At 65.1% G+C, this 22,426-nt stretch carries 19 protein-coding genes; 7 read left to right on the top strand and 12 right to left on the bottom strand.

Annotated features, from left to right (window positions below):
• Positions 1–419: 419 nt before the first annotated feature.
• Both glyA and QM588_RS15470 read right to left on the bottom strand, forming a co-directional pair.
• Positions 420–1,703, bottom strand: coding sequence for a serine hydroxymethyltransferase (gene glyA / locus QM588_RS15475; RefSeq protein WP_032365324.1), 1,284 nt, complete (start codon positions 1,701–1,703; stop codon positions 420–422).
• Between the two features lie 45 nt (positions 1,704–1,748).
• The gene (locus tag QM588_RS15470) at positions 1,749–2,945 is read right to left on the bottom strand and encodes a DUF885 domain-containing protein (RefSeq protein ID WP_283314513.1); all 1,197 of its coding nucleotides are present in this window, start codon (positions 2,943–2,945) and stop codon (positions 1,749–1,751) included.
• Between the two features lie 126 nt (positions 2,946–3,071).
• Between QM588_RS15470 and coaA the strand changes: the two genes are divergently transcribed.
• On the top strand, positions 3,072–4,004 hold the full coding sequence (coaA, locus tag QM588_RS15465; RefSeq protein ID WP_027498143.1) for a type I pantothenate kinase: 933 nt from the start codon (positions 3,072–3,074) through the stop codon (positions 4,002–4,004).
• An 8-nt stretch (positions 4,005–4,012) separates the two neighbouring features.
• On the opposite strand, the gene QM588_RS15460 is transcribed toward coaA, so the two are convergent.
• On the bottom strand, positions 4,013–4,795 hold the full coding sequence (locus tag QM588_RS15460; protein ID WP_027498144.1) for an isoprenyl transferase: 783 nt from the start codon (positions 4,793–4,795) through the stop codon (positions 4,013–4,015).
• 133 nt (positions 4,796–4,928) lie between these two features.
• Here QM588_RS15460 and trhA point away from each other — a divergent pair, with 133 nt between their 5' ends.
• A complete protein-coding gene (gene trhA, locus QM588_RS15455; RefSeq protein ID WP_032369683.1) occupies positions 4,929–5,594 on the top strand; it encodes a PAQR family membrane homeostasis protein TrhA in 666 nt (221 codons plus the stop codon).
• Between the two features lie 39 nt (positions 5,595–5,633).
• Here the strand turns inward: trhA and QM588_RS15450 are convergent, their stop codons facing one another.
• Genes QM588_RS15450 through mca form a run of 3 tightly spaced genes read right to left on the bottom strand, consistent with a single transcriptional unit; the run spans position 5,634 to position 8,787 of the window.
• Positions 5,634–7,643 (bottom strand): thioredoxin domain-containing protein, encoded by a 2,010-nt coding sequence (locus tag QM588_RS15450; protein ID WP_283314512.1) that lies wholly within the window; start codon positions 7,641–7,643, stop codon positions 5,634–5,636.
• Positions 7,643–7,915 (bottom strand): hypothetical protein, encoded by a 273-nt coding sequence (locus QM588_RS15445; RefSeq protein ID WP_283314511.1) that lies wholly within the window; start codon positions 7,913–7,915, stop codon positions 7,643–7,645. The genes QM588_RS15450 and QM588_RS15445 overlap by 1 nt, the downstream gene beginning before the upstream one ends.
• Positions 7,912–8,787 (bottom strand): mycothiol conjugate amidase Mca, encoded by an 876-nt coding sequence (gene mca, locus QM588_RS15440; protein ID WP_283314829.1) that lies wholly within the window; start codon positions 8,785–8,787, stop codon positions 7,912–7,914. The genes QM588_RS15445 and mca overlap by 4 nt, the downstream gene beginning before the upstream one ends.
• Positions 8,788–8,890: 103 nt before the next feature.
• Between mca and QM588_RS15435 the strand changes: the two genes are divergently transcribed.
• Positions 8,891–9,331 carry a DUF4307 domain-containing protein gene (locus QM588_RS15435; protein WP_283314509.1) on the top strand — a complete coding sequence of 147 codons (441 nt, stop codon included), beginning with the start codon at positions 8,891–8,893 and terminating at the stop codon, positions 9,329–9,331.
• A gap of 223 nt (positions 9,332–9,554) precedes the next feature.
• A complete protein-coding gene (gene greA / locus QM588_RS15430; RefSeq protein WP_027498150.1) occupies positions 9,555–10,049 on the top strand; it encodes a transcription elongation factor GreA in 495 nt (164 codons plus the stop codon).
• A 69-nt stretch (positions 10,050–10,118) separates the two neighbouring features.
• On the opposite strand, the gene QM588_RS15425 is transcribed toward greA, so the two are convergent.
• From QM588_RS15425 to ilvA, 4 genes are all read right to left on the bottom strand, one after another.
• Positions 10,119–10,913 (bottom strand): ABC transporter permease, encoded by a 795-nt coding sequence (locus QM588_RS15425; RefSeq protein ID WP_027498151.1) that lies wholly within the window; start codon positions 10,911–10,913, stop codon positions 10,119–10,121.
• The gene (locus QM588_RS15420) at positions 10,910–11,878 is read right to left on the bottom strand and encodes a daunorubicin resistance protein DrrA family ABC transporter ATP-binding protein (RefSeq protein WP_027498152.1); all 969 of its coding nucleotides are present in this window, start codon (positions 11,876–11,878) and stop codon (positions 10,910–10,912) included. The genes QM588_RS15425 and QM588_RS15420 overlap by 4 nt, the downstream gene beginning before the upstream one ends.
• Positions 11,879–11,933: 55 nt before the next feature.
• Positions 11,934–15,065, bottom strand: coding sequence for an arabinosyltransferase domain-containing protein (locus tag QM588_RS15415; protein ID WP_283314505.1), 3,132 nt, complete (start codon positions 15,063–15,065; stop codon positions 11,934–11,936).
• A gap of 74 nt (positions 15,066–15,139) precedes the next feature.
• The gene (gene ilvA / locus QM588_RS15410; RefSeq protein WP_217900928.1) at positions 15,140–16,303 is read right to left on the bottom strand and encodes a threonine ammonia-lyase; all 1,164 of its coding nucleotides are present in this window, start codon (positions 16,301–16,303) and stop codon (positions 15,140–15,142) included.
• Positions 16,304–16,439: 136 nt separating this feature from the next.
• Between ilvA and QM588_RS15405 the strand changes: the two genes are divergently transcribed.
• Genes QM588_RS15405 through QM588_RS15395 form a run of 3 tightly spaced genes read left to right on the top strand, consistent with a single transcriptional unit; the run spans position 16,440 to position 18,333 of the window.
• Positions 16,440–17,372, top strand: a complete 933-nt coding sequence (locus QM588_RS15405; RefSeq protein WP_283314504.1) for a DUF6286 domain-containing Asp23/Gls24 family envelope stress response protein — start codon at positions 16,440–16,442, stop codon at positions 17,370–17,372.
• Positions 17,372–17,923, top strand: coding sequence for a hypothetical protein (locus QM588_RS15400; protein ID WP_094692769.1), 552 nt, complete (start codon positions 17,372–17,374; stop codon positions 17,921–17,923). The genes QM588_RS15405 and QM588_RS15400 overlap by 1 nt, the downstream gene beginning before the upstream one ends.
• Positions 17,924–17,943: 20 nt before the next feature.
• On the top strand, positions 17,944–18,333 hold the full coding sequence (locus tag QM588_RS15395) for a hypothetical protein (protein WP_283314502.1): 390 nt from the start codon (positions 17,944–17,946) through the stop codon (positions 18,331–18,333).
• A gap of 70 nt (positions 18,334–18,403) precedes the next feature.
• Here the strand turns inward: QM588_RS15395 and QM588_RS15390 are convergent, their stop codons facing one another.
• Entirely contained in the window at positions 18,404–20,929 is a 2,526-nt protein-coding gene (locus tag QM588_RS15390; protein ID WP_283314500.1) for a polynucleotide kinase-phosphatase, read from the bottom strand.
• Positions 20,926–22,236: a 3' terminal RNA ribose 2'-O-methyltransferase Hen1 gene (locus QM588_RS15385; RefSeq protein WP_283314499.1), complete on the bottom strand. Its 1,311-nt coding sequence runs from the start codon at positions 22,234–22,236 to the stop codon at positions 20,926–20,928. The genes QM588_RS15390 and QM588_RS15385 overlap by 4 nt, the downstream gene beginning before the upstream one ends.
• Positions 22,237–22,426 lie beyond the last annotated feature (190 nt).

The raw sequence follows: 22,426 nt of genomic DNA, 5'->3' as shown, positions 1-22,426 counted from the left end.
GCACCGCGCAAACTCTGTCGCTCGGCCGGTCGGGTCCGATGTGTCAGGTGACACGAGGACCGGGTACCGGCCCTCTCGCGCTCACTAGCTCAGTCACGTATCAGAACCTCCCGCACAGACAACTTCCCCGCTGCCTGTTACTGCCGACGGTACCGCCGAAACCCGGGTTCGGCTTGCTAAGAGTCTGGCGTGTCGGTGAACAACGCGTTACGGCCGATTCGGCCCAGGTCAGCGGAAGATCGTGTGCCGAAACGGCCCTCCCCCGTCGGATCGATGTGGCTTTGTTGCAGTCAGATCGACTGGAAGCCACATTGATCCGACCGGGGGCCAGCGTGAATGAACCACTGCATACGTCCGAGCGGTGCAATGGTCCATTGACGCGACCGGGGTGGGGCGGAGCCGCAACAACGGGGCCAGGGTCAGCCGAGCAATCCCCAGTCTTCGAGGCCCTCGTACAACGGCTTGCTCTGTGCCAGTTTCACGACGCGTTCTTTCAGGGCGTCGGTGGCCTGACCGGTGGCCAGGGCGGTCGCGATGATGTCTGCGACCTCGGTGAACTCGGCCTCGCCGAATCCGCGGGTGGCGAGTGCGCCGGTGCCGATGCGCAGGCCGGAGGTGACCATGGGCGGGCGTGGGTCGAAGGGGACGGCGTTGCGGTTGACGGTGATGCCGACCTCGTGCAGCAGGTCTTCGGCTTGCTGGCCGTCGAGCTCGGAGTTGCGCAGGTCGACGAGGACGAGGTGCACGTCGGTGCCGCCGGTGAGGACGGAGACGCCCTTGTCGGCGACGTCTGCACCGGTGAGCCGCTCGGCGAGCAGCGACGCACCGAGGAGGGTGCGCTCCTGGCGTTCCTTGAACTCGGGCGTCGCGGCGATCTTGAAGGCGACGGCCTTCGCGGCGATGGCGTGCATCAGCGGCCCGCCCTGCTGGCCGGGGAACACGGCGGAGTTGAGCTTCTTCGCCCATTCCTTCTTGGCGAGGATGATGCCGGAACGCGGTCCACCGAGGGTCTTGTGCACGGTGGAGGAGACGACGTCTGCGTAGGGCACGGGTGAGGGGTGCACGCCAGCGGCGACGAGTCCGGCGAAGTGCGCCATGTCGACCCAGAGCAGCGCGCCCACTTCGTCGGCGATGGAGCGGAACGCAGCGAAGTCCTGGTGCCGCGGGTAGGCGGACCAGCCGGCGATCAGCACCTGGGGCTTGGCGGCGATGGCCTGCTTGCGTACCTCGTCCATGTCGATCCGGTGGTCTTCCTTCGACACACCGTAGGACTCGACCTCGTAGAGCTTGCCCGAGAAGTTGAGCTTCATGCCGTGGGTGAGGTGGCCGCCGTGCGCGAGGTCGAGGCCCATGATCTTGTCGCCCGGGTTGATCAGTGCCATCAGTACCGCGGCGTTGGCCTGCGCACCGGCGTGCGGCTGCACGTTCGCGAACTCGGCACCGAACAGTTCCTTGGCGCGATTGCGCGCGAGGTCCTCGACGACGTCGACGTGCTCGCAGCCGCCGTAGTAGCGGCGTCCGGGGTAGCCCTCGGCGTACTTGTTGGTCAGGACGCTGCCCTGGGCCTGCAGGACCGCGCGGGGGACGAAGTTCTCCGACGCGATCATCTCGAGGGTGTCGCGCTGACGTCCCAGTTCACCTGCCATCGCCGCGGCGACCTCGGGATCGAGCTCGGCCAGTGACAGGTTGTTGACGTCAGTCATAACAGGAGTCTCCAAGGGACAGCAGAGTAAGGGGGCCAGGCCAGTTTACGAGACGCGTACTGCGCCCGGTGTCAGTGGCTCGTCGAGCAGTCTGCCGAACAGCTGTGCCCGCTCACTGGCGGTCTCACCCTGGTCCAACCAGCCGGCGAGAAGCTTGTAGCCCTCGACGTAGGTACTGATGTACGCCCGCCACAGCGGCGAGGACAGAAAGCGCAGACTGTGCCGTGCGCGCTGCGGCGAGGCCAGCGACCATCGTTCCAGGTAGGCGGCCACATCGTCCTCGCTCTTGTGCTGATCGTGCAGCAACAGCGCGGCGTCCTGGCGGACTCCCAGCAGCTGGCTCGACGCAGCCGAGAGTCGCTCGGCCTTGTCGCCGTCGAATCGCAGTCCGAGGTCGGCGTAGATTTCCTGCGCCCACGCACCCCAGCCTTCGCCGACGATCGCCCCGAGAGCGTGATCGGCCAGCCCCTCTGCCATCAGGCACTGCGGAGTGTTGACGACGAACAACGTCTGCTCGAGCTGCCCTGCGCCGACGAGCCCCGTCTCCTTGCGACAGTGCTCGGTGTGGTGGCCTGGATACGACTCGTGCGCAATCAGGTGCGGCAGATTGGCCATCTGCTGTTCGATGTCGGAGTTGATCGCGACGGTGGACTGAAAGTTGCCCAGGTAGTAGTTGAATCCCGACCACGGCTTGTCGCCGACTACCTCGTACGTCACCTTCTCGTTCTCGGGCAACGAGTATTCGGCGCGCACCCGGTCGCGTAGCGCGGACGAAAAGGCCTCGACGCAGTCCTGCAGTCGATCCGCTGGAATGATGTCGGAGCGGCGGTGGGCGATCAACCGTTCGCTCAGCGAGCCGGGTCCGGGGAGCACCTCGTCCATCTTGCGATGCGCCTGCAGGTACTGGTCCTGATCCCCCGGTGCGATTCGAACGTCGAAGTAGGCGTGGACCTCGTCGACGAAGCCGATGTTCTCGCCTGCGAACTTGCGCGCGGAGCATTCCAACGCCCGCAGGTGGACGTCGAGAAACGTCCGGCGTTCCGCTGTCAGTTCGACGTTGCCGAGCTCGGCGCGCAGTGTCTGCGCTCGGCGGATCAGCTCACGAGGCTCCGGCGCGGGGGCGTTCTCGGTGATTCGACGCAACTCGGGATCACCGGTGTACGCGTCGACGAAACCGTCTTCGAGTCGGTCGAAACTCAGGCCCAGCAACAGGTATTCGCGAACCAGGGAAGCAGCATCCATATCCGAACCCTAGTACGGCGAACGACCCCGCCCGTGCGCGGTGGACAGGCACCGAGCACAATCTGGAACCATGCGACTCGCGCCCGACAGGAGCACCGCCGAATCCTCAGCAGCTCCGATGCTCAGGTGGCGTGCGTGAGCGAGTCCAGTCCGTACGTCGAGTTCGACCGTGTGCAGTGGCGCACGCTGCGTCAATCCACACCGTTGGTACTCACCGAGGAAGAACTGGTCGGTCTGCGCGGTCTCGGTGAGCAGATCGATCTGGACGAGGTGGCCGAGGTCTATCTGCCGCTCGCCCGACTGATTCATCTCCAGGTGGCCGCGCGTCAGCGGTTGTTCGCGGCGACGGCAACGTTCCTCGGTGAGAAACATCCCGATCGACAGGTACCGTTCGTCATCGGCGTCGCGGGAAGCGTCGCGGTCGGCAAATCCACCACTGCCCGTGTGCTGCAAGCACTCCTGGCCCGGTGGGATCACCATCCGCGAGTGGACCTCGTCACCACGGACGGCTTCCTGTATCCGACGGCCGAGCTCATGCGCCGAGGGATATTGCACCGCAAAGGCTTTCCCGAGAGCTACGACCGGCGCAAGCTGCTCAGGTTCGTCACCGAGGTCAAGTCCGGAACCGAAGAAGTGGGCGCCCCGGTCTATTCGCATGTCTCGTACGACATCGTCAAGGGCCAGTACCACATGGTCCGCCAGCCCGACATCCTGATCGTGGAGGGACTCAACGTATTACAGACCGGACCGCGGCTGATGGTCTCGGATCTGTTCGATTTCTCGATCTACGTCGACGCTCGGATCGAGGACATCGAGAGTTGGTACGTCAAACGATTCCTGGCGCTACGCAAGACCTCGTTCACCGATCCGTCCTCGCATTTCCATCACTACGCAGGACTGTCCGACGATCACGCGCAGATCGCGGCCGAGGACCTGTGGCATTCGATCAACCTGCCGAACCTCGTGGAGAACATCCTGCCCACGCGACCCCGCGCAACCATGGTGCTGCGCAAGGACAACGACCATGCGATCAACCGGCTGCGCCTGCGAAAGTTGTAGACAGCAGGTCAGATACCGAACCGGCGGTGCCGTGCGGCGAAGTCTCGCAGGGCGCGCAGGAAGTCGACGCGACGGAATTCGGGCCAATAGGCCTCGGTGAACCAGATCTCCGAGTACGCGCTCTGCCACAGCAGGAAACCGGACAGGCGTTGCTCTCCCGAGGTGCGGATGACCAGATCGGGATCGGGCTGGCCCGAGGTGTACAGGTGACTGTCGATACCGTCGACGTTGATGGAGGCCACCAACTCGTCCCCGGTGATGCCCTCGGCGATTTTCTCGGTGACCAGCGACTGCACGGCGTCGGCGATTTCCTGACGCCCGCCGTATCCGACGGCGACATTGACGTGCGTTCCGGTTCGGCCCTCGGTGCGCGCAGCCGCCTCTTTGAGCCGGCGTGAGGTAGATGCAGGCAGCAGATCGAGAGTGCCGACGAGTTTGACGCCCCAGTTCATCTCGGGTCCGCAGATCTCCTCGACGACGTCGGTGATGATGTCGAGCAGCGAATCGAGTTCGTCGGCGTCCCGTCGGAGGTTCTCGGTCGAGAGCAGATAGATGGTGGCCATCTCGATTCCGGCAGCGTCGCACCAGCCGAGCATCTCGGCGATCTTGAGCGCCCCCATGCGGTGGCCGTGCGCGACATCGGTGAACCCGTTCTCCCGTGCCCACCGCCGGTTGCCGTCGCACATCACCGCGACGTGCCGCGGGTGCTGCACACCCTCGAGCTGACTCAACAGACGCCGCTCGTACACGTTGTAGAGAACGCCGCGCACCTTCTGCGGAATGATCACCACTACTTCGTCACCGCTGCTCTCATCACCACGGAGGATCACCTTACGCCGACGTCTTCGAGCGGGCGGCCGGTACAGTAGCGTCCGAACCTACGGTTGCGTAGGTTCACTAGGGCGGAACGGGAGGTCATCTTTCATGACGATGTTCGGACTGGACGAGATACCCGTCAAACCACGCATGCGTGGCTGGATTCACCTGTACGCCTTCGGCGTCGCAGTGGTGTGCGCGATCACCCTCGTCACCATGGCGTTCAGCCTGGTGTCGGTCAGCGCAGGCCTCGCGACGGGAATCTATTCGATCACCGTGTGCGGTGTGTTCGGCGTCAGCGCCACCTATCACCGCGTGCACTGGAAGACCACCGCGTCGCAGATCTGGATGAAACGCGCCGACCACTCCATGATCTTTCTGTTCATCGCCGGTAGCTACACCCCGTTCGCCGTACTGGGCCTACCTGCCGCGACCGGACGAACTCTGTTGATCGTCGTGTGGATCGGAGCGATCTGCGGGGTGGCTCTGAAGATGCTGTGGCCCACCGCTCCCCGCTGGGTCGGGGTACCGCTGTACCTCGTTCTCGGCTGGGCCATCGTGCCGGTTGCTCCCACGCTGATCGAGCACGTCGGCTTTGCACCGTTCCTGTTGTTACTGGTCGGCGGCATCTTCTACAGCGTCGGGGCGATCCTCTACGCGACCAAGTGGCCGAATCCATGGCCCACGACATTCGGCCATCACGAATTCTTCCACGCAGCAACGGTGTTGGCGGCTATCTGCCACCTCGTGGCAGTGTGGCTCGTCCTGTTCTGACGGCGCGTCGGAAGGACTCGGAACACCACGTCGGCGACGTCACTTCCGCAGAGCGACCGCCAGATCCTCGACCGACGTCACAGGGCGGTCGCAGACGAATCCGCGACACACGTACGCCGTTTCCAGCCCATCGACGGGCGGTCGGCCCGTCAGCAGTGCAGACGAATCGGCTGAGCCTGCGACCACCACGGAACCCCCGGGTGCGAGCGACCGCGCGGCGGCGAGCAACTCACCACCTGGCGCGAGCGACACGGCGACCTGAATCGGGCCGCGCACTGCCGCCTCGGCCACGGCCAGCCAGTGCCCACCCGATCTCGGGGCGCGTTCGAGGATGACGGCCGCCCGAGCGAGCGACGCGGCGGCCAGTTCGGCGTACCGTGCGGACGACTCGTGATCGACGAGTGTGGCGGCGGTGAGCAGCGCCTCCGCCATCGTCGACGCTCCCGACGGAGTCGCGCCGTCGATCGGATCCCGCGGCCGGGTCACCAGGGCCTCGGCATCGTCGGCGGTGTCGAACCAGCTGCCGGCGTCGTCGGGATCGGTGAAGTGCTCGATCGCAGCGTCGAGGATCGTCGTCATCCGTTGGGTCCAGACCGCGTCGCCGGTGGCCTGGAACAGGGTGGCAGCGGCGACGGCGAGGCAGGCGTAGTCCTCGAGCACTCCGGTGGCCTCACCCACCGCGCTACCGAGGGACGCACGCCGGACGCGTCCCGATTCGACATGCGTGGCGAACAGTTGCTCGCCGCATTCGACGGCCGCGTCGACCCAGGTCGGTTCGTTCGCTCCGCTTCCGGCCTCGGCCAACGCGGTGATGGCCAGTGCGTTCCATGCGGTGACCACCTTGTCGTCTCGACCGGGTTGCGGCCGCGACGCACGAGCCGCCGACAACGCGTCCCGTATGCGGGCGAACCGGTCGTAGTCCTCCGGCTCGGCGGGGAGCTGCAGCACCGACATACCGGCCTCGAACGTGCCGGCGGAGTTCACTGCGAACAGGCCTGCAGCCCACACTCCGTCCTCGAAGCCGAGGGTGTCGACGAGCTGCTCGGGCGTCCACACGTAGGTCAGACCCTCGACTCCTTCGGTGTCGGCATCGAGCGCCGACGCGAAACAGCCGTTGTCCGTGCGCAATTCACCGAGCAGGAATTCTGCGGTATCCGACGCCACCCGACGAATCAGAGGATCGTCGTCGACCCGGGCGGCGTGCGCGTAGAACCGCAGCAGCAGCGCATTGTCGTAGAGCATCTTCTCGAAGTGCGGGACGATCCACTCGGCATCGACGGAGTAACGCGCGAAACCGCCGCCGAGTTGGTCGTATATTCCCCCGCGCGCCATCGCCGACGCGGTCCTCAGAACGACGTCGCGAACCTCACCGTTGCCGGTGCGCTCGTAGTGCCGGAGCAGACCCTCCAGCAGTGCACCCGGTGGAAACTTCGGTGCCCGGCCGAAGCCGCCGTAGGTGGTGTCCTCGTCGGCGCAGACCGCCGCGACGGACGCGGCGAGAAAATCCGCGTCCATCGGTCGTCCGCCGGCCGGAATTCCGGCACTCTGTTTGCGCAGTTCGGTGACGATGGCCGCGGACGCGTCGAACACGTCCTGTCGCCGGGTGGACCAGGTGTCGGCGATTGCGGTCAGCAGTTGCTCGAAGGAGGGCATCCCCTGGCGCGGGGCCGGTGGGTAGTACGTCCCGCAGTAGAACGGTTCGGTCTCGGGTGTGAGAAAGCAGGTCATGGGCCAACCGCCCTGACCGGTCATCGCGACAGTGGCGTTCATGTACACCGCATCGAGGTCGGGGCGCTCTTCCCGATCGACCTTGATACACACGAAGCGCTCGTTCATCAGGGCCGCGGTGGCCTCGTCCTCGAACGATTCGTGTGCCATGACATGACACCAGTGGCACGCCGAGTACCCGATGGACAACAGGATCGGGACGTCGCGATCACGCGCGGACTGCAGTGCCTGCGGTCCCCACTGCTGCCAGTGCACCGGATTGTCGGCGTGCTGACGCAGATACGGACTGGTGGATTCGCCCAGCGTGTTCGCGTCGAGCATCAGGGTTCGTCGGGAACAGCGGGTTTCGGACGGCTGGTGTCCGGTTGTGGGCTCGGCGTGATGCCCCCACGATCGGTGCCCTCGTCGAGCGCCTGATCCAGCGTGGGATCTTCTTTCGCGAATGTCGCGGGCAGACGCTTGATCTTCTTGTTCATGGACCAGATCAGCAGTGCCGTTCCGACCAGCAACGCCACGAGGATCACCAGACCGATCGGCGACGACTTGCCGAACTCGGGCCCCGTGGGCTGCTGGGCGAGGATCGACACGATCATCGTTCGGTCTCTTCTATTCCCGCGAACAGGTCGGTCTCGGGCAGTGACGTGGTGACGCGGGTGCGGGCGAGCTCGAACTCCTCGGTGGGCCACAGCTTGCGTTGAACGTCCACCGGCACCGCGAAGAACGCTCCGTTGGGATCGATCTGTGTCGCGTGGGCTCGAAGTGCGTCGTCGCGCTGCTCGAACCAGTTGCCAACGTCGACCTGCGTGGTGATGCGACCCATGATCTCGTCGCGCTGACCGTCCCACCGCTTCAGCCAGTCGACGAACGGGCTCTCCTCGCCGCGGTCGATGAACCAGTCGTGGAAGAGCTGCATGCGCTTGCGCAGGAAACCGTGCGAGTAGTAGAGCTTGAGTGGCGTCCACGGCTCACCGGCATCGGGGAACTGCTCGGGATCGCCCGCGGCGTCCCACGCGGCCATCGAGACCTCGTGGCAGCGGATGTGATCGGGATGCGGGTAACCACCGCGTTCGTCGTAGGTGGTGATGACGTGGGGCTTGAAGTCCCGAACCACCTTCACGAGCGCCTCGGTGGACACCTCCAACGGCACCAGCGCGAAGCAGCCCTCGGGCAGCGGCGGCAGCGGATCGCCCTCGGGAAGTCCCGAGTCCTCGAATCCGAGCCACGTCTGCTGTACCCCGAGGATGCGCGCCGCCTCGGCCATCTCCTCGCGTCGAACCTCCCGGATGCGTTGGTGGACGCCCGGAATGTCCATCGCCGGATTGAGGATGTCCCCTCGCTCGCCGCCGGTGAGCGTGACGACCAGAACGTCGTGCCCTTCGGCCGCATAGCGGGCCGTGGTCGCAGCACCTTTGCTGGACTCGTCGTCGGGATGGGCATGCACTGCCATGAGCCGCAGTCCGGACACGTTCTTCCTCACCTCGGATTCGCCTTGTTCTTGCCTGCCCTATAGTTCCACCTGACGCCGACATGCCCCCAGCGGCACCCCCGATTTCACTCCGAGAGCTGACATGACCAACGCACTTCCCGCAGGTAGATACCCGTCGGGTTCCGGTCCGAGCGGCATTCGGCGAGCTCCGAAACGTGCGACGAAGATCGCACTGGTGGCACTGGTCCTGCTGGTCGGGCTCGGCGTGGCCTACTACGCGTACACGAAATTCTCGGTCAAGCCCGTCGAAGGCAGCCAGCTCTCGTTCGACATAGTCGACGAGAGCACGATGTCGATCCGGTTCAGCGTCACCCGGGAGAACCCGGAGCAGCCGGCGGTGTGCATCGTTCGCGCTCGTTCTCGCGACGGTTCCGAGACGGGACGGCGCGAGGTGTACATCCCGCCGGAGTCCTCCTCGGCCACGGTGGAGCTCACCACCGACGTGACGACGTCGTCCCCACCCGCCGTCGGAGACGTGTACGGCTGCAGCCTCGATGTTCCCGAGTATTTACGAGCCCGATAGGCGAAGAGCCTGTTCGTGGTAAGCTCGGGTCGTACACGGCTGCCGCACAGGTGCCGTGTATTGCTGCATTGCGGGCAGGGTTACCTGCGTCAACGATGTCGACGGCTCCAGGATGTGGGCCGACCAAGGGGATCCATCCATTGGAGTCCCCTCTTCGTTGCGTGCCCTACCGCCTAGAAACCGGAATCGAACTCGAGATTCCGACTACGAGGGAGTGATCGAGATGACCGAGACCCAGGTGACCTGGCTTACCCAGGAATCACACGACAGGCTCAAGAGCGAACTCGACCAGCTCATTTCCAATCGCCCCGTCATCGCCGCCGAGATCAACGAGCGTCGCGAAGAGGGCGATCTGAAGGAGAACGGCGGCTACCACGCTGCGCGCGAGGAGCAGGGCCAGCAGGAAGCACGCATTCGTCAACTGCAGGAACTGCTCAACAACGCGAAGGTCGGCGAGGCGCCCACCCAGTCGGGCGTGGCTCTGCCCGGATCCGTCGTCAAGGTCTACTACGACGGCGACGAGTCCGACACCGAGACCTTCCTGATCGCCACCCGCGAAGAGGGTGCCCGCGACAGCAAGCTCGAGGTGTACTCCCCCGCGTCCCCGCTGGGTGGATCGCTCATCGACGCGAAGGTCGGCGACACCCGCGAGTACACCCTGCCCAACGGCAAGACCATGAAGGTCACGCTGGTCAGCGCAGAGCCGTACCACACCTGATTCGAGTCTTTTCTCGAACAACACCCCCGGTCGCTCAGCGGCCGGGGGTGTTGTCGTTTCGGACGCCCCTCAGGCAGTCATCGTCTTCTGGTACTTGCGGACAGACAGCGGAACGAACACCACGAGCATCACCACTACCCAGATCAACGTGTACAGCACCGGGTTCTGCAACGGCCAGACCTCGGGCGGTGGGGCCATCGGATTGGTGTTGCCGAACTGCTCACGCACGGCCAGTGTCACCGACGAGATGGGGTTCCATTCCGCGATGGTCTTGAGCACGCTCGGGAAATTGTCGATCGGCACGAAGGTGTTCGCGATGAACGTGAGCGGGAAGATCACGATGAACGACGCGTTGTTGAAGATCTCCGGGGAGCGCACGATCAGTCCCACCAGAGCCATCACCCAGGAAATCGAGTACGCGAACAGCAGCAACAGCACGTAACCGAGCAGAGCGTCGAAGAACGACGACGTGATGCGCCAGCCCACGATGAGTCCGGTGATCGACATGATCGTGATGGTGACGACGTTGTTGCCGACGTCGGCCGCCGTCCTGCCGATGACGACGGCAGATCGTGCCATCGGCAGGGACCGGAAGCGATCCATGACGCCCTTCTGCAGATCCTCGGCCAACGAGGATCCGGTGATGGACGCACCGAAAATCATCGTCTGAACGAAGATGCCGCCCATCAGGAAGCTCTTGTAGTCGATGCCGGGTACGTCGATGGCACTGCCGAAGACATAGGCGAACAACAGCACGAACATGATCGGTGACAGCGTTGCGAAGAACAGCAGATCGGGAACTCGCTTGAGCTTGATCAGGTTTCGCTTGGTGATGATCGCCGAATCCAGGAGAACGTTGCTCATTTCTCTTCCTCCGCAGCCTCGGGCTCGCCGGTGGTCTGACCGGTCAGAGACAGGAACACATCGTCGAGGTTCGGTCGTCGCAGACCGACGTCGACCACCCCGATCCCCGCAGCTTCCAGACGGCTCAACGCCGTGGACAGATCCTTCGATCCACCGTTGACCGGCATGACGATCCGTCCCACCTGTTCGTCCAGGGTGGGCGGCTCGACGCCGATCGGGGTCAGGATCTCCTTGGCGCGATCGGCCTGAGATCGGTCCGTGAGTACGAATTCGATTCGCTCGCCGCCCGTTTGAGCCTTCAGCTCGTCGGCGGTGCCGCGCGCGATGATCTTGCCCTTGTTGAGGACGATGATCGAATCGGCGAGCCGGTCCGCCTCCTCGAGGTACTGCGTCGTCAACAGGATCGTCGTTCCGTCACGGACGAGATCCGCGATGAACTCCCACATCGTGATTCGGCTGCGGGGGTCGAGACCGGTGGTGGGTTCGTCGAGGAACACCACCCGTGGCCTGCCGATCAGACTGGCCGCGATGTCGAGTCGGCGACGCATACCTCCCGAGTACTGCTTGGCGGTGCGGTCGCGTGCATATTCGAGGTCGAATCTGCTCAGCAGCTCATCGGCGCGTTTCCTGGCCTCGGCCTTGCGCAGCCCGAACAGTCTGCCGACCATCTCCAGATTCTCGTACCCGGTCAGATACTCGTCCACAGCTGCGAACTGGCCCGTCAGGCCGATCGTCCCCCGAACCTCGTTGGCCTGCTTGGCCACATCGAGCCCGAACACCCGCGCCGAACCGGACGTTGCCTGCAGCAGAGTGGCCAGGATCCGCACCGCCGTCGTCTTGCCCGCGCCGTTCGGGCCGAGCACACCGAGCACCGTGCCCTCGGGAACCGTGAAATCGATCCCGTCGAGCGCAACGTTCTTCCCGTACCGAAGTACCAGGTTCTCTACTTCTATAGCGTTCGCCATGGCCCTCTCCCCGTTTCTTCCACTGTCGGTATAAGGACTTCCGAACGCGTAGAGATTAACCGGTCTTGATGGGACCGGGCGTCCACAGGCCGGACCGCTGGATCTCGGTGGCTGTGATCTTCGCCGGCTGAGCCGATCGGTCGTACGGTGTGTATTGCTCGATCGATCCCCAATCACGATCCCAGTCCCCGTCCAGGTACGACGGGATGGTGCGGGCCGAGGCAACGACATCGATCCATCCGAGCGGGCCGCCGCCGAAATGGTCCTGCCACGCGTTGGTGATGACGGCACCGCTTCGGTCCGGCAGCACTCGGTACCCCGGCACCTCGGCGACGCCGAAGCGATGATCGAACGGATGCTGACACGGGAAGTTGAAGCCCACCTCCCAGTCCAGCAGCACGGGAGTCTCCCGCCCGACCACCTCGTTCAACGTCTGCGTTCGCGGCACCCGCGGCGGGGTGACCGCAAGCCACTGGTCGGGGTCGCGGTCGGTGTCACTCAGCGCCAAGCGAATCATGTTGCTGCCGGCGGGAATCAGTTCCATCGGCACCCGCAGATTGCGCCAGGACGGCGTCGGGCCGATGTCGATGGGCGTCACCCGCCCCTGCGCCCGGCCGTCCACTCCGTACTCGAGTTCGAGGTTCTGGCCGTAGGTGACGATGCCGTCGGAGTTCACCGAGCGGATGCGTCCGGCCGCTGCGATGGAGACCAGCTGACCGGGATCGGCGGGCAGCGCGTACCAGCCGGTGGTCAGGGTGGCGGGAGTGTCCGATCCGAACGACCCCAGTACCGGCACGGTCGCTGGGTCGAGGCCGTACGGCAGTGCACTGCCCCCAGTTCCGGCTCCGGTGGTCGACGTCGGCTGTTGCTGATCCTCGGTGTCGACGGTGTTCGAGGTGCCCGACGCCGAGGATTCCTTGTCTGCGGTGAGGTCCCGCGCAACCCCGTCCGGGGTGAACCCGTCGTTCTCGGCCCCCAGCGCGGCGAAGGCGTCGCCGCTGATCGGTTGCAGCACATCGGCATTGGGGTTCGTCTCGAGCAGCACGTCGTTCGCGAGTCCACACGTGTTGCCGGCCAGCGCCGACAGGTTCGATTTCGCGACCGAGTACGACGGCCACTGAGCCACCGCGCCCTTGGCCATCGATGCGACGGCCAGCAGCACCATCAGACCTGCGGCCACGGCGATCGGTGGCACCGACCACCATCGCGCCATCGGCTTGTCGGCGCGAACGTACGGTGCACGCAGATGGAACCACACGGCGGCGAGCAACAGCAGTACCGTCAGGCCGAGGAACATCGTCGAGATACCGAGACCGGCCACCAGAATCGGCTTGTCCCAGAACGGGACTCCCCAGGCCGAGACGTACCAGTAGCCGTTGGTTCCGGTGAAGGCGACCGCCGTCAGGAACGACACCGCCGCCGCGAACAGCAACCGGTTGCGCCGCGAACGGAGCACCGCTGCGCCGGTTGCCACGGCCGCGAGCACCGCAACCGAGGCCGCGAGCCCGGCGAAGACACCGAAGTGATGGGTCCACTTGGTGGGGGTGATCATCATCAACGCCATGGCCCCGACGGTGATGCCGACGATGCGTCGGGCGGGTCCGGTGGCCGTGCCGGGAATCTTGCCGCCCTTGCGCAGCATCGCGATCACCACCGCAATGAGCGAGACGACCATGACGAACACCCCGAATCGGCGGGCGAGCGAGCCGTCGATGTCCATGTTCATCAGCCACTGGTAGCGCAGGTACTCCTCGAACCACGCCTGGCTCGGCCCGGCCGCAGTGTGCACCCGCTGCATCTCGAGCATGCCGGCCACGGTCTGATTCCCGAACGCGAAGACCAGCACCACGGTGCCCGACGCGATCAGCGGGGCGAGCAGTGTCAGTGCACCCCATGCTGTGTTGCCGAACGCGCGGGCGCGGCCGACGACGATCTGAATCACCGGCCGGGCACCGGCGATCAACGGCGCGAAACAGATGAAGCCCGACGGCGCGCACGTGACAGTCAACGCGGCGATCAGAATTGCCGCTGCCGCAGGCAGCAGTCGCTGCGTCGCGATGGACCGCTCCACCGAACACCACGTCAACAGCACTCCCAGAGCCACGAACGGCTCGGGGCGCAGACCGTTGTTGTACGGCAGCCAGAAGGCGAGCATCACCAGCCCGCCGGTCCACAGCGCAGTCTTCGACGCGCGAGCAGCGGCACCGAACCGCGGGATCACCTCACGACTGAGGACGAGCCAGACGACGACGCCGCAGATCAACGTCGGGATCCGCATCCACACGCTGGCCGTCGACACGTGCGAGAGCAGGGTGAACATGTCGTACAACGGTGTGCCGAACGGTGTTTCGGGCACCCCGAAGTAGCGGAAGTAGTTGGCCATGTACCCGGCGTGATCGGCCGTGCGTGCCATGCCGAGCTGATAACCGTCGTCGGAGGTGTTCGCGCCGATCACGTGCCACACCAGCAGCGTCCCGATCACCACCGCGTCGGCCGGCCCGAAGCTCCACCAGCGCCGCGGCAGGAATCGTCGGGCGCGACGACCGTCGGACAGATCGAGGCGGTGCAAAGCCACCAGCGAGATTCCCGTGGCGAGCACTCCGACGATCATCGCGAACCACTTGAGCGCACTCGGCGTGGACGAGAACCTACTGTCCAGCTCGGCCTGCAGCTGCAGACCGGGAACGTTGCCCTGCAGATCGCTGAACACTCCGACCAGCTGAGGCCGCACGTCGCCCTCGCGGGAAACGGTGTCGTCACCGGTCAGTCCGACCGTTGTCGCGGCGGCGTCGGAGGTGATCGTCAACGAGCAGTCGCCCGCAGTCGAAGGACTCAGTTCCGAGACCGGCTTCTCGAGTAGGACCGAATCGCGCAGCGTCACTTTCAGTTGCGACGCTTCGCCGCCGGTCACTTCAGCGACGAGACCGTAGCGATAGGCGTCGGGCGATCCCTCGGGCGAGGTGGACAGCAACAAGCCGCCGTCGGAGAGACCGGCCGCGGCTGCACAGGGAACGGTCGCGTCGACGCTGATCGGGGTGTAGCCGACGAGCGGAGCCTCGACATTACCGACGGTGTCGCTCTGCGGCCAGGTCAACGACGACTGTTGTTGTTCGATCGGCAACAGCGGTATCGAGATCGTCAGCAGGATTCCCACCAGTGCGGAAACGATCGCGACGAGCCGTGCCATGCAAACTTCTCCCACCGATGTCCTGGTCCAGGTCGCTGATCAAGGTACCAGTGCGACCTGTGTGAACCCGGCCGTCAGTTCTCGACCTGCACCGCATATCCCGCTGCGCCCAGGGCGTCGAGCACCGTGCCGCGGTGATCGGGTCCGCGTGTCTCGACGGTCAACATGACGTCGACTTCCTCGAGGCCCAGGCGTCCGCCGGTGCGGGAATGCACGACGTCGACGACACTCGCACCGGCGTCGCGCACGACCCCCAGGACGCCGGTGAGCCCGCCGGGCTTGTCCGAAATCGTCACCCGCACGGCCAGATAACGTCCGCCGGCCCGAAGTCCGTGGGTGATGACATGTGTGAGCAGCAGCGGATCGATGTTTCCGCCGGACAGCACCGCGCACACCGATCCGGTCAGGCCCAATTCCTCGGCCGAGTGCGTCATCAGCGCTGCCACCGCAGCGGCACCGGCCGGTTCGACGATGAGCTTCGCTCGTTCGATGCACAGCACCAAGGCACGGGACAGCGCGTCCTCACTGACGGTGACGACGTCGTCGACCCAGCCCTGCACGTGATCGAACGGCACCGATCCTGGGAGACCGACGGCGATGCCGTCGGCCATCGTCGACATCGACGTCAGCGCGATCGGGTGGCCTGCCTTCAACGACGCCGGCCACGCGGCCGCGCCCTCGGCCTGAACGCCGATAACCCTGACGTCAGGTCTCGTCAGCTTCACCGCTGCGGCGACACCCGCCAACAGTCCCCCGCCGCCGGTGGGAATCACGATGGTGCCGACGTCCGGCATCTGCTGCAGCAGTTCGGTTCCGAGCGTCGCCTGCCCGGCCACGATATCGAGATGATCGAACGGGTGGATGAGCGTGGCACCGGTACGGTCGGCGAATTCCCGTGCCGACGTCAGAGCCTCGTCGACGGTATTGCCCACCAGATGAACCGTCGCGCCGTACGCCTTGGTGGCGACCAGTTTGGGCAGCGACACTCCGACCGGCATGAACACCGTCGAGGTGATCCCCACCTGCGACGCGGCCCACGCGACACCTTGAGCGTGGTTGCCTGCGCTGGCCGCCACCACGCCTCGGGCTCGCTGGTCGGCGTCGAGTCGGGCGATGCGGTTGTACGCCCCGCGCGGCTTGAACGATCCGGTGCGCTGCAGGTTCTCGCATTTGAGGCGCACCTCGTGACCGGTCAGGTCGGACAGAATCCGTGACGCGACCACCGGAGTCCGGCGCATGACCGGCTCCAGCAACGCCTCGGCCGAGGCAATATCCGACGTGGTAACCCGAACGATTTCCGACACAACCGCAGTATGCCAGGAATAATTGCGCCGCCGATCCGGCCGAGGTGCACCGCGTCACTACAGTTGTGGAGTGCAACCCCACAGTGCCCGAGACGAGCTGCGCGGAAGTCTGGAGATCAAACACCGTGCGCTGTCGAGGACGGCCATCGCGGCGGCATCGAAGGACCCTCGGGTCACCCGCACCACCGGCGGCATGTCGCGTTTGACCGGCCGCGAACTTCCCCGAGCCGACGTCACCCTCGGAGAGGACACCGTCTCGGTCAACCTCTACATCGGAGTGCGCTGGCCCTCGCAGATCACCGACGTGACCGAGTCGGTTCACCGCACCGTCGAGGCCGCACTGGCGACGATGACCGGTGTGCACGTGCATCGGGTGAACGTGCTGGTATCGGATACCGCGCTGGACCGTTCGGCGCGCGGGCCCGACGTTGCCGCCGATGATGTTGCTGCTGCGGTGGTTTCACCTCGACCACCCACGGCCGGTCCCGCGGCGATGCCGGTGGCGCTGGTGTTCGGGTTCGCCCTCCTCGCCGTGGCGTTCGTAGCCGGCCGCGAATTCTTCATCGCTCAGGGACACATCGTCGGCAGCCCATGGATTGCCGATGCCGTGCACTGGGTTTCGCAACTGCACTGGCAGGGGTGGATGATCGCTCCCGCCGTCGGATCGATCGTCGTCGGTGCACTCTTCGTCTTTGCGGGCGTCAAACCTCGGACGAGAACTCATTCGGGATTGGGCGGCCCGACGCCCACCGTCTGGGCCACACCGACCGACATCGCTCGATTGTGCAGTGCTGCAGCACAGTCCACCCGCGGAGTCGTGGACGCGCACACCGTCGTCACACGCAGGAAGATCGAGGTCCGGGTGCAGCGAGATCGAGCTGTTTCTCCGGACAGTGCCGACGCTGCCGTGCGCACTGCCCTCGGTCCGGTACTGTCCGTGGCCGCGGGTGGGCGGCGTCTGACGGTGCAGCACTCGGTGTCGCAACCGACACGGGTGTCGTAGTGAAAACCTTTGTCGCAGGGGTGGATCGACTCGTTGCCGTCATCGCGGGAGCCACTCTCCTCGCCGGTGGCGGCTTCGCACTTGCGTGGCACTACGACGTTCCGTGGGCACGGGAGACGCTCTCTCGCTTCGAGCGTGCTCGTATTGCCGAACTGCCGCAGCAGGGTTGGTGGGTACCGACTCTGGCAATCGTCGTCGCGGTGGCCGTCGTCGCGGCGCTGGTGTTGTTGATCGGCAACTTCTCACCACGCACGACCGGAACGGCGAGCGTCATCGAGGAGCCACACTTCTCGGCGCATGTGGACCTGAGTGCGATCGCGTCGGGCGTGGCGGCGGAGTTGGCGCAGTTCCCTGGTGTCAGACGGGCCAGGGGAACTGCCATCGACGACCGAGGTATGCCCACCATCACCGTATCGGTCTATGCTGCAGCCGATTTCGACGTAGTCGGCTTCATTGCGGAAGCCGAGTCTCGCGCTGCGTTCGTGGCACGGTCTCTGGGCGGCGCGAATGTGGCGACACGCGTCCAACTGCACATCGACAAACGGACCTGACGTCACGTTACGGTGAATCCATGACGGCATCGACGCGTAGCAGATTCGAGCGATGGTCCGGCGGAATGCCCCTCTCTGTCCCGGTGGCATTCGGAGCGGTACTGGTGATTGCCGCGGTCGCCTCGAAACTCGGTGACAGTTCTCTCTACTTCTACGTCCCCCTGGTGTTCGCGACGACCGGGACGATGATCTGGCTCAACGCCCGTCGTACCCCCGATCGAACCGGCCTGCTCCACGCCGCTGTCGGATCAGCACTGCTGATCGGATGCGGCATCGTGATTGCGGTCTGCGGACTCGCCGGCGGTCTGATGCTGGACTCGACCACCTTCTGGGCATCCATAGCGGTGAGTGCGGCAATCGCAGCACCCATCGGTGCTGGAATCACTCCGTTCTCGTCGCCGCGGGCCTGAGTGCGGCTTCGCCGCAGTGGTGTGGATATGTGCCCCAGATGGCGCATAGCTACACCACTGCCGCAGGCACCTACAACCGCGGGTCCACCGGCTCCGATTCCAGTGCGAGTACCGCGAACACTGCCTGGTGGATGCGATACAACGGTTCACCACGCACCGATCGGTCCAACGCCTCCATGCCGAGCGCATATTCGCGCAGAGCCATCGACTGCTTGTGTCCCACGTTTCGGTTACGCAGTGCAGTGAGTCGATTCGGGTCGGTGTAATCCGCACCGTAGATCAGCCGCAGGTACTCCCGGCCACGAACCTTCAAGCCGGGCTGCATCTTTCCGCGCGGCAAGTTGGCCGCCGGTTTGACGACCATGCCCTCACCGCCCTGTGCCGTCAACTCCTCCCACCATGTCTCCCCTGCCGCAACCGAATCCGACGACGACAGATCGACCTCGATTCGACGCGTCGTCGTGAACAGCTTCGGTGCAGTGGCCACCAGTCGATCGGCCAGTGCAAGGTGCCATTCGTGCGGGCGGTCCGCATACGTGCCGGCGTCGGAGGCCAGCAGCTGGAACGGGGCAAGACTGACGCCTGCCAGTCCATCCGTCGGCCAGCTGTACCGCCGATACGCAGCAGTGAACTCGGCGAGGTTACGCTGCCGACTCACGTTCCGTTCCTGCAGTTCGGACACGGCCAGGCCACGCGAGGCCGCCCGAGCGAGCACCGACTCCTCGGCCTCGAGATTCGCCCGCGACACGGCAGCAGGCGCCGCATACTCGGACTTGATCAGGCCCTCCGCCTTGGCAGACCACGGCATCAGTTCGCAGTCGAGAACCAGCCAGTGCGAGGACAATTCATCCCACACGCCGGCCCCCTTCAGAGCGTCGGCCACCCCAGCGATCAGCACCCCGGTCACGGTCTCGTCGAACACCGGCCGACCGGTCCGCGTGTACGCGGTGCCGAGGACACCGTCGGGAGAGTCGAACTTCGCCCGAGCGGCGTCGGCATCGCGGCACACCACGACGACCACCCTCGAACCCATGTGCTTCTCCTCGCAGATCACCGTCGACGCACCGAGCGCCCGATACGCGTCGAATGCCTCCGTCGGGTACTCGAGATAACCCTCTCGTTCCGAGGTACGACTCGGTGCCATGGTCGGCGGAAGGTAGTGCAGCCACTGCGGAGCCAAGGCGAACCGGCTCATCACTTCCAGTGCGCCCGCGGCATTCTCCGGCCGAATCGACACGCGCCCGCGCAGCGCAGTCTCCACTCCGGTCGGTCCGATGACGTCCGACAGGTCCAGCGAGGACGACTCCCGAACGAACCCGCCCAGCGGCCGGGTCGGCTCGTACCAGACCTGCTCCGCCGGCACCGAGACGACCTCACGCTCCGGATACCGCAGCGCCGTCAACTTGCCGCCGAAGACGCACCCCGTGTCCAGACACGCAGTGTTGTTCTCCCACTGCACCTCCGGCACCGGCGTGTGTCCGTACAGAACAGTCGCCGATCCGCGGTAGTCCTGAGCCCACGGGTACCGAACCGGCAACCCGAATTCGTCGGTCTCTCCGGTGGTGTCGCCGTACAGGGCGAAGCTGCGCACTCGGCCCGACGCGCGGTTGTGGTACTTCTCGATCAACCCCGCGTGCGCAACGACGAGTCTTCCGCCGTCGAGCACCAGGTGTGCGACGAGACCATCACAGAATTCGAGCACCTCGCGGCGGAACTCCTCGGTCTCGCCGTCGAGCTGCTCGAGTGTCTCGGCCAAACCGTGTGAGGCAGTGACCTTCCGCCCGCGCAGCGCCTTGACGAGCTTGTTTTCGTGGTTGCCCGGAACTGCCAGTGCTGAACCCTCTGCCACCATCCCCATCACGAGCCGCAGCACGCCGACCGAATCCGGCCCACGATCGACGTAGTCTCCGACGAACACCGCAGTTCGGCCCTCCGGCGGCGTTGCACCGACTGCCTTACCGTCTGCGTCGCGCTCGAGTATGTAACCCAGTGTCGTGAGCAGGCTTTCGAGCTCCGACAGACATCCGTGAATGTCGCCGATCACATCGAACGGCCCGGAAAGCTCCCGTCGGTCGCTCCGCAGCGGGGTACGAACGAACGTCGCCGACGCCACCGCGTCGACGCCGTCGAGGACATGGACCGAGCGAAAGCCTTCTTTGGACAGCCCTCGCATCGAGCGCTGCAACTGGGACTGCTGGCGGCGCAGCACGTCTCGGCCGAACGTCCTGTCGCTGCGGTCCGCGTTGCGCTGTGCGCAGACCGGTTCCGGCACGTCCAGCACGACGGCAACCGGAAGGACATCGTGCTCACGAGCCAAGGCGATCAGGGCCTTTCGAGCCGCCGGTTGCACGTTGGTGGCGTCGACGACGGTGAGCAGACCGGCCCGCAGCCTGGTTGCGACGAGGAATTCCAGGAGCGCGAACGCATCCTTCGTGGCGCTCTGCAGGTTGGGGTCGTTGCTGACCATCCCTCGACAGGCATCACTCGACACGGTTTCGTACGGGCCGAACCGGTCTGCAGCGAAGGACGACTTCCCTGATCCACTGATGCCGACGAGGACGACGAGGGACAGGTCCGGAATCTCGAAGGTACTCACTGGGACTGCTCCTCTCTGGTGAATATTGCGATCTGGGTAGGGCTACCGAGCACGTCGTCGACGGGTCCGATGCGGTCGAAGCGAACCGTGTAGGCGTGTGCGTCGGCCACCGACGTTGCCCACTGCTCGAATTGGGCACGGGTGAACTCGAAGCGGTGATCGACGTGCCGAAAGGCCCCGGTGTCGAGGCCCGGGTACAGCACGTTGTATTCCGAGTTCGGTGTGGTGACGAAGACCATTGTCGGCCGCGCCTCTCGAAAGACCGAGCGCACCAACGCCGGAAGGCGTTCGAGGTCGATGTGCTCGATGACCTCCATGAGCACCATCGCGTCGAATCCCTGCAACCGCACGTCTCGATAGGTCGCCGACGACTGAAGCAGTTCGATGCGTCCACGCTGCCGATCCGACATCTCGTCGAGACGAAGCCTGCGCTGTGCCTTCGCCAACGCACGATCACTCACGTCGGCACCGACTATCCGCTCGATTGCGTTGTGTGTCAGCAATTCACGCAACAGTCGGCCCTCTCCGCAACCCATGTCGACGACCGACTTCGCACCGGCATCACCGAGTGCGGCCAGTACAGCATGTAGTCGCTGCTCGGCCAACGTCGGATCCCGTGGGCTGACGACCTCTTCTGGTGCATCGGGGACCAGACGATCGAGTGCGGACTCGACGAGCTCACGCCGGTGCGCCAGATATCGGGAGGCGATCAACGACGACTCTGGATGCTCGCCGAGCCAATCCCCCGCGGCCCGAACGAGTTTGTCTGCCTCGTCCTCACCGACCCAGTAGTGCTTTGCGTCGTCGAGCACTGGCAGCAGCACGTACAGGTGCCGCAGCGCTGCCGACAGAGTGAAGGTGCCGGTGAGTACCAGATCCACGTATTCGGAGTCGCCCCAGTTCGGCTGCGTCGAATCCAGTGCGATCGGGGTGGTCTCGACATTCCATCCGAGGGGACCGAACAGCCGAGGCGCAAGGTCTATCGCACCGCGCGACGGCGCGGCCGGCATCGTGACGCTCAGATCGATTGCCGCAGAGACCAACTCGGGTTTCGTGGTGCAGACGCCCGCCAGCGTCTGCTTGAACAGGCGAGACAACGCCACAGCAAGCCCGGATGCGGCAGGACTCTTGCCGTCTGTGGCGTCGAGCAGTACTGCGAGGGTTGTCCGCTCTGCCGAGACCTCGGGATACAACACCGTGGTCTGGCCCATGGGCAGGTTGCGAGTCTGTACGCGATCGGGGTGCTTGTGCAACAAATACCCGATATCGGAGGCGTCCGGGAAATCGGTTGTGGCATTTGCAGTCACGGTCAGTAGCACCGCAGCGACGTTACGGGACAGCCGCGTCCGATGCGTCCCATTTTTCTGCCACCTCGGTCCGTGTGAATGGACCATTGCATACGTCTGAGCGGTGCAACGGTCCATTCACCCACTGCGGGCCCCCACCTCGGACCGCGTGAATGAACCATCGCATACGTCTGAGCGGTGCAAGGGTCCA

The organism is Rhodococcus sp. IEGM 1354 (assembly GCF_030056855.1).
Lineage (GTDB): Bacteria > Actinomycetota > Actinomycetes > Mycobacteriales > Mycobacteriaceae > Rhodococcoides.
Note: the sequence above shows the minus strand (reverse complement) of the source record. Positions and strands in the feature narration are given on the sequence as shown.

Coding starts and splice junctions, on each gene's coding strand:
- glyA (WP_032365324.1), bottom strand. CDS start 1,703: ATGACTGACGTCAACAACCTGTCACTGGCCGAGCTCGATCCCGAGGTC.
- QM588_RS15470 (WP_283314513.1), bottom strand. CDS start 2,945: ATGGATGCTGCTTCCCTGGTTCGCGAATACCTGTTGCTGGGCCTGAGT.
- trhA (WP_032369683.1), top strand. CDS start 4,929: ATGACGATGTTCGGACTGGACGAGATACCCGTCAAACCACGCATGCGT.
- QM588_RS15450 (WP_283314512.1), bottom strand. CDS start 7,643: ATGCTCGACGCGAACACGCTGGGCGAATCCACCAGTCCGTATCTGCGT.
- QM588_RS15445 (WP_283314511.1), bottom strand. CDS start 7,915: ATGATCGTGTCGATCCTCGCCCAGCAGCCCACGGGGCCCGAGTTCGGC.
- QM588_RS15435 (WP_283314509.1), top strand. CDS start 8,891: ATGACCAACGCACTTCCCGCAGGTAGATACCCGTCGGGTTCCGGTCCG.
- greA (WP_027498150.1), top strand. CDS start 9,555: ATGACCGAGACCCAGGTGACCTGGCTTACCCAGGAATCACACGACAGG.
- QM588_RS15425 (WP_027498151.1), bottom strand. CDS start 10,913: ATGAGCAACGTTCTCCTGGATTCGGCGATCATCACCAAGCGAAACCTG.
- QM588_RS15420 (WP_027498152.1), bottom strand. CDS start 11,878: ATGGCGAACGCTATAGAAGTAGAGAACCTGGTACTTCGGTACGGGAAG.
- QM588_RS15415 (WP_283314505.1), bottom strand. CDS start 15,065: ATGGCACGGCTCGTCGCGATCGTTTCCGCACTGGTGGGAATCCTGCTG.
- ilvA (WP_217900928.1), bottom strand. CDS start 16,303: ATGCGCCGGACTCCGGTGGTCGCGTCACGGATTCTGTCCGACCTGACC.
- QM588_RS15395 (WP_283314502.1), top strand. CDS start 17,944: ATGACGGCATCGACGCGTAGCAGATTCGAGCGATGGTCCGGCGGAATG.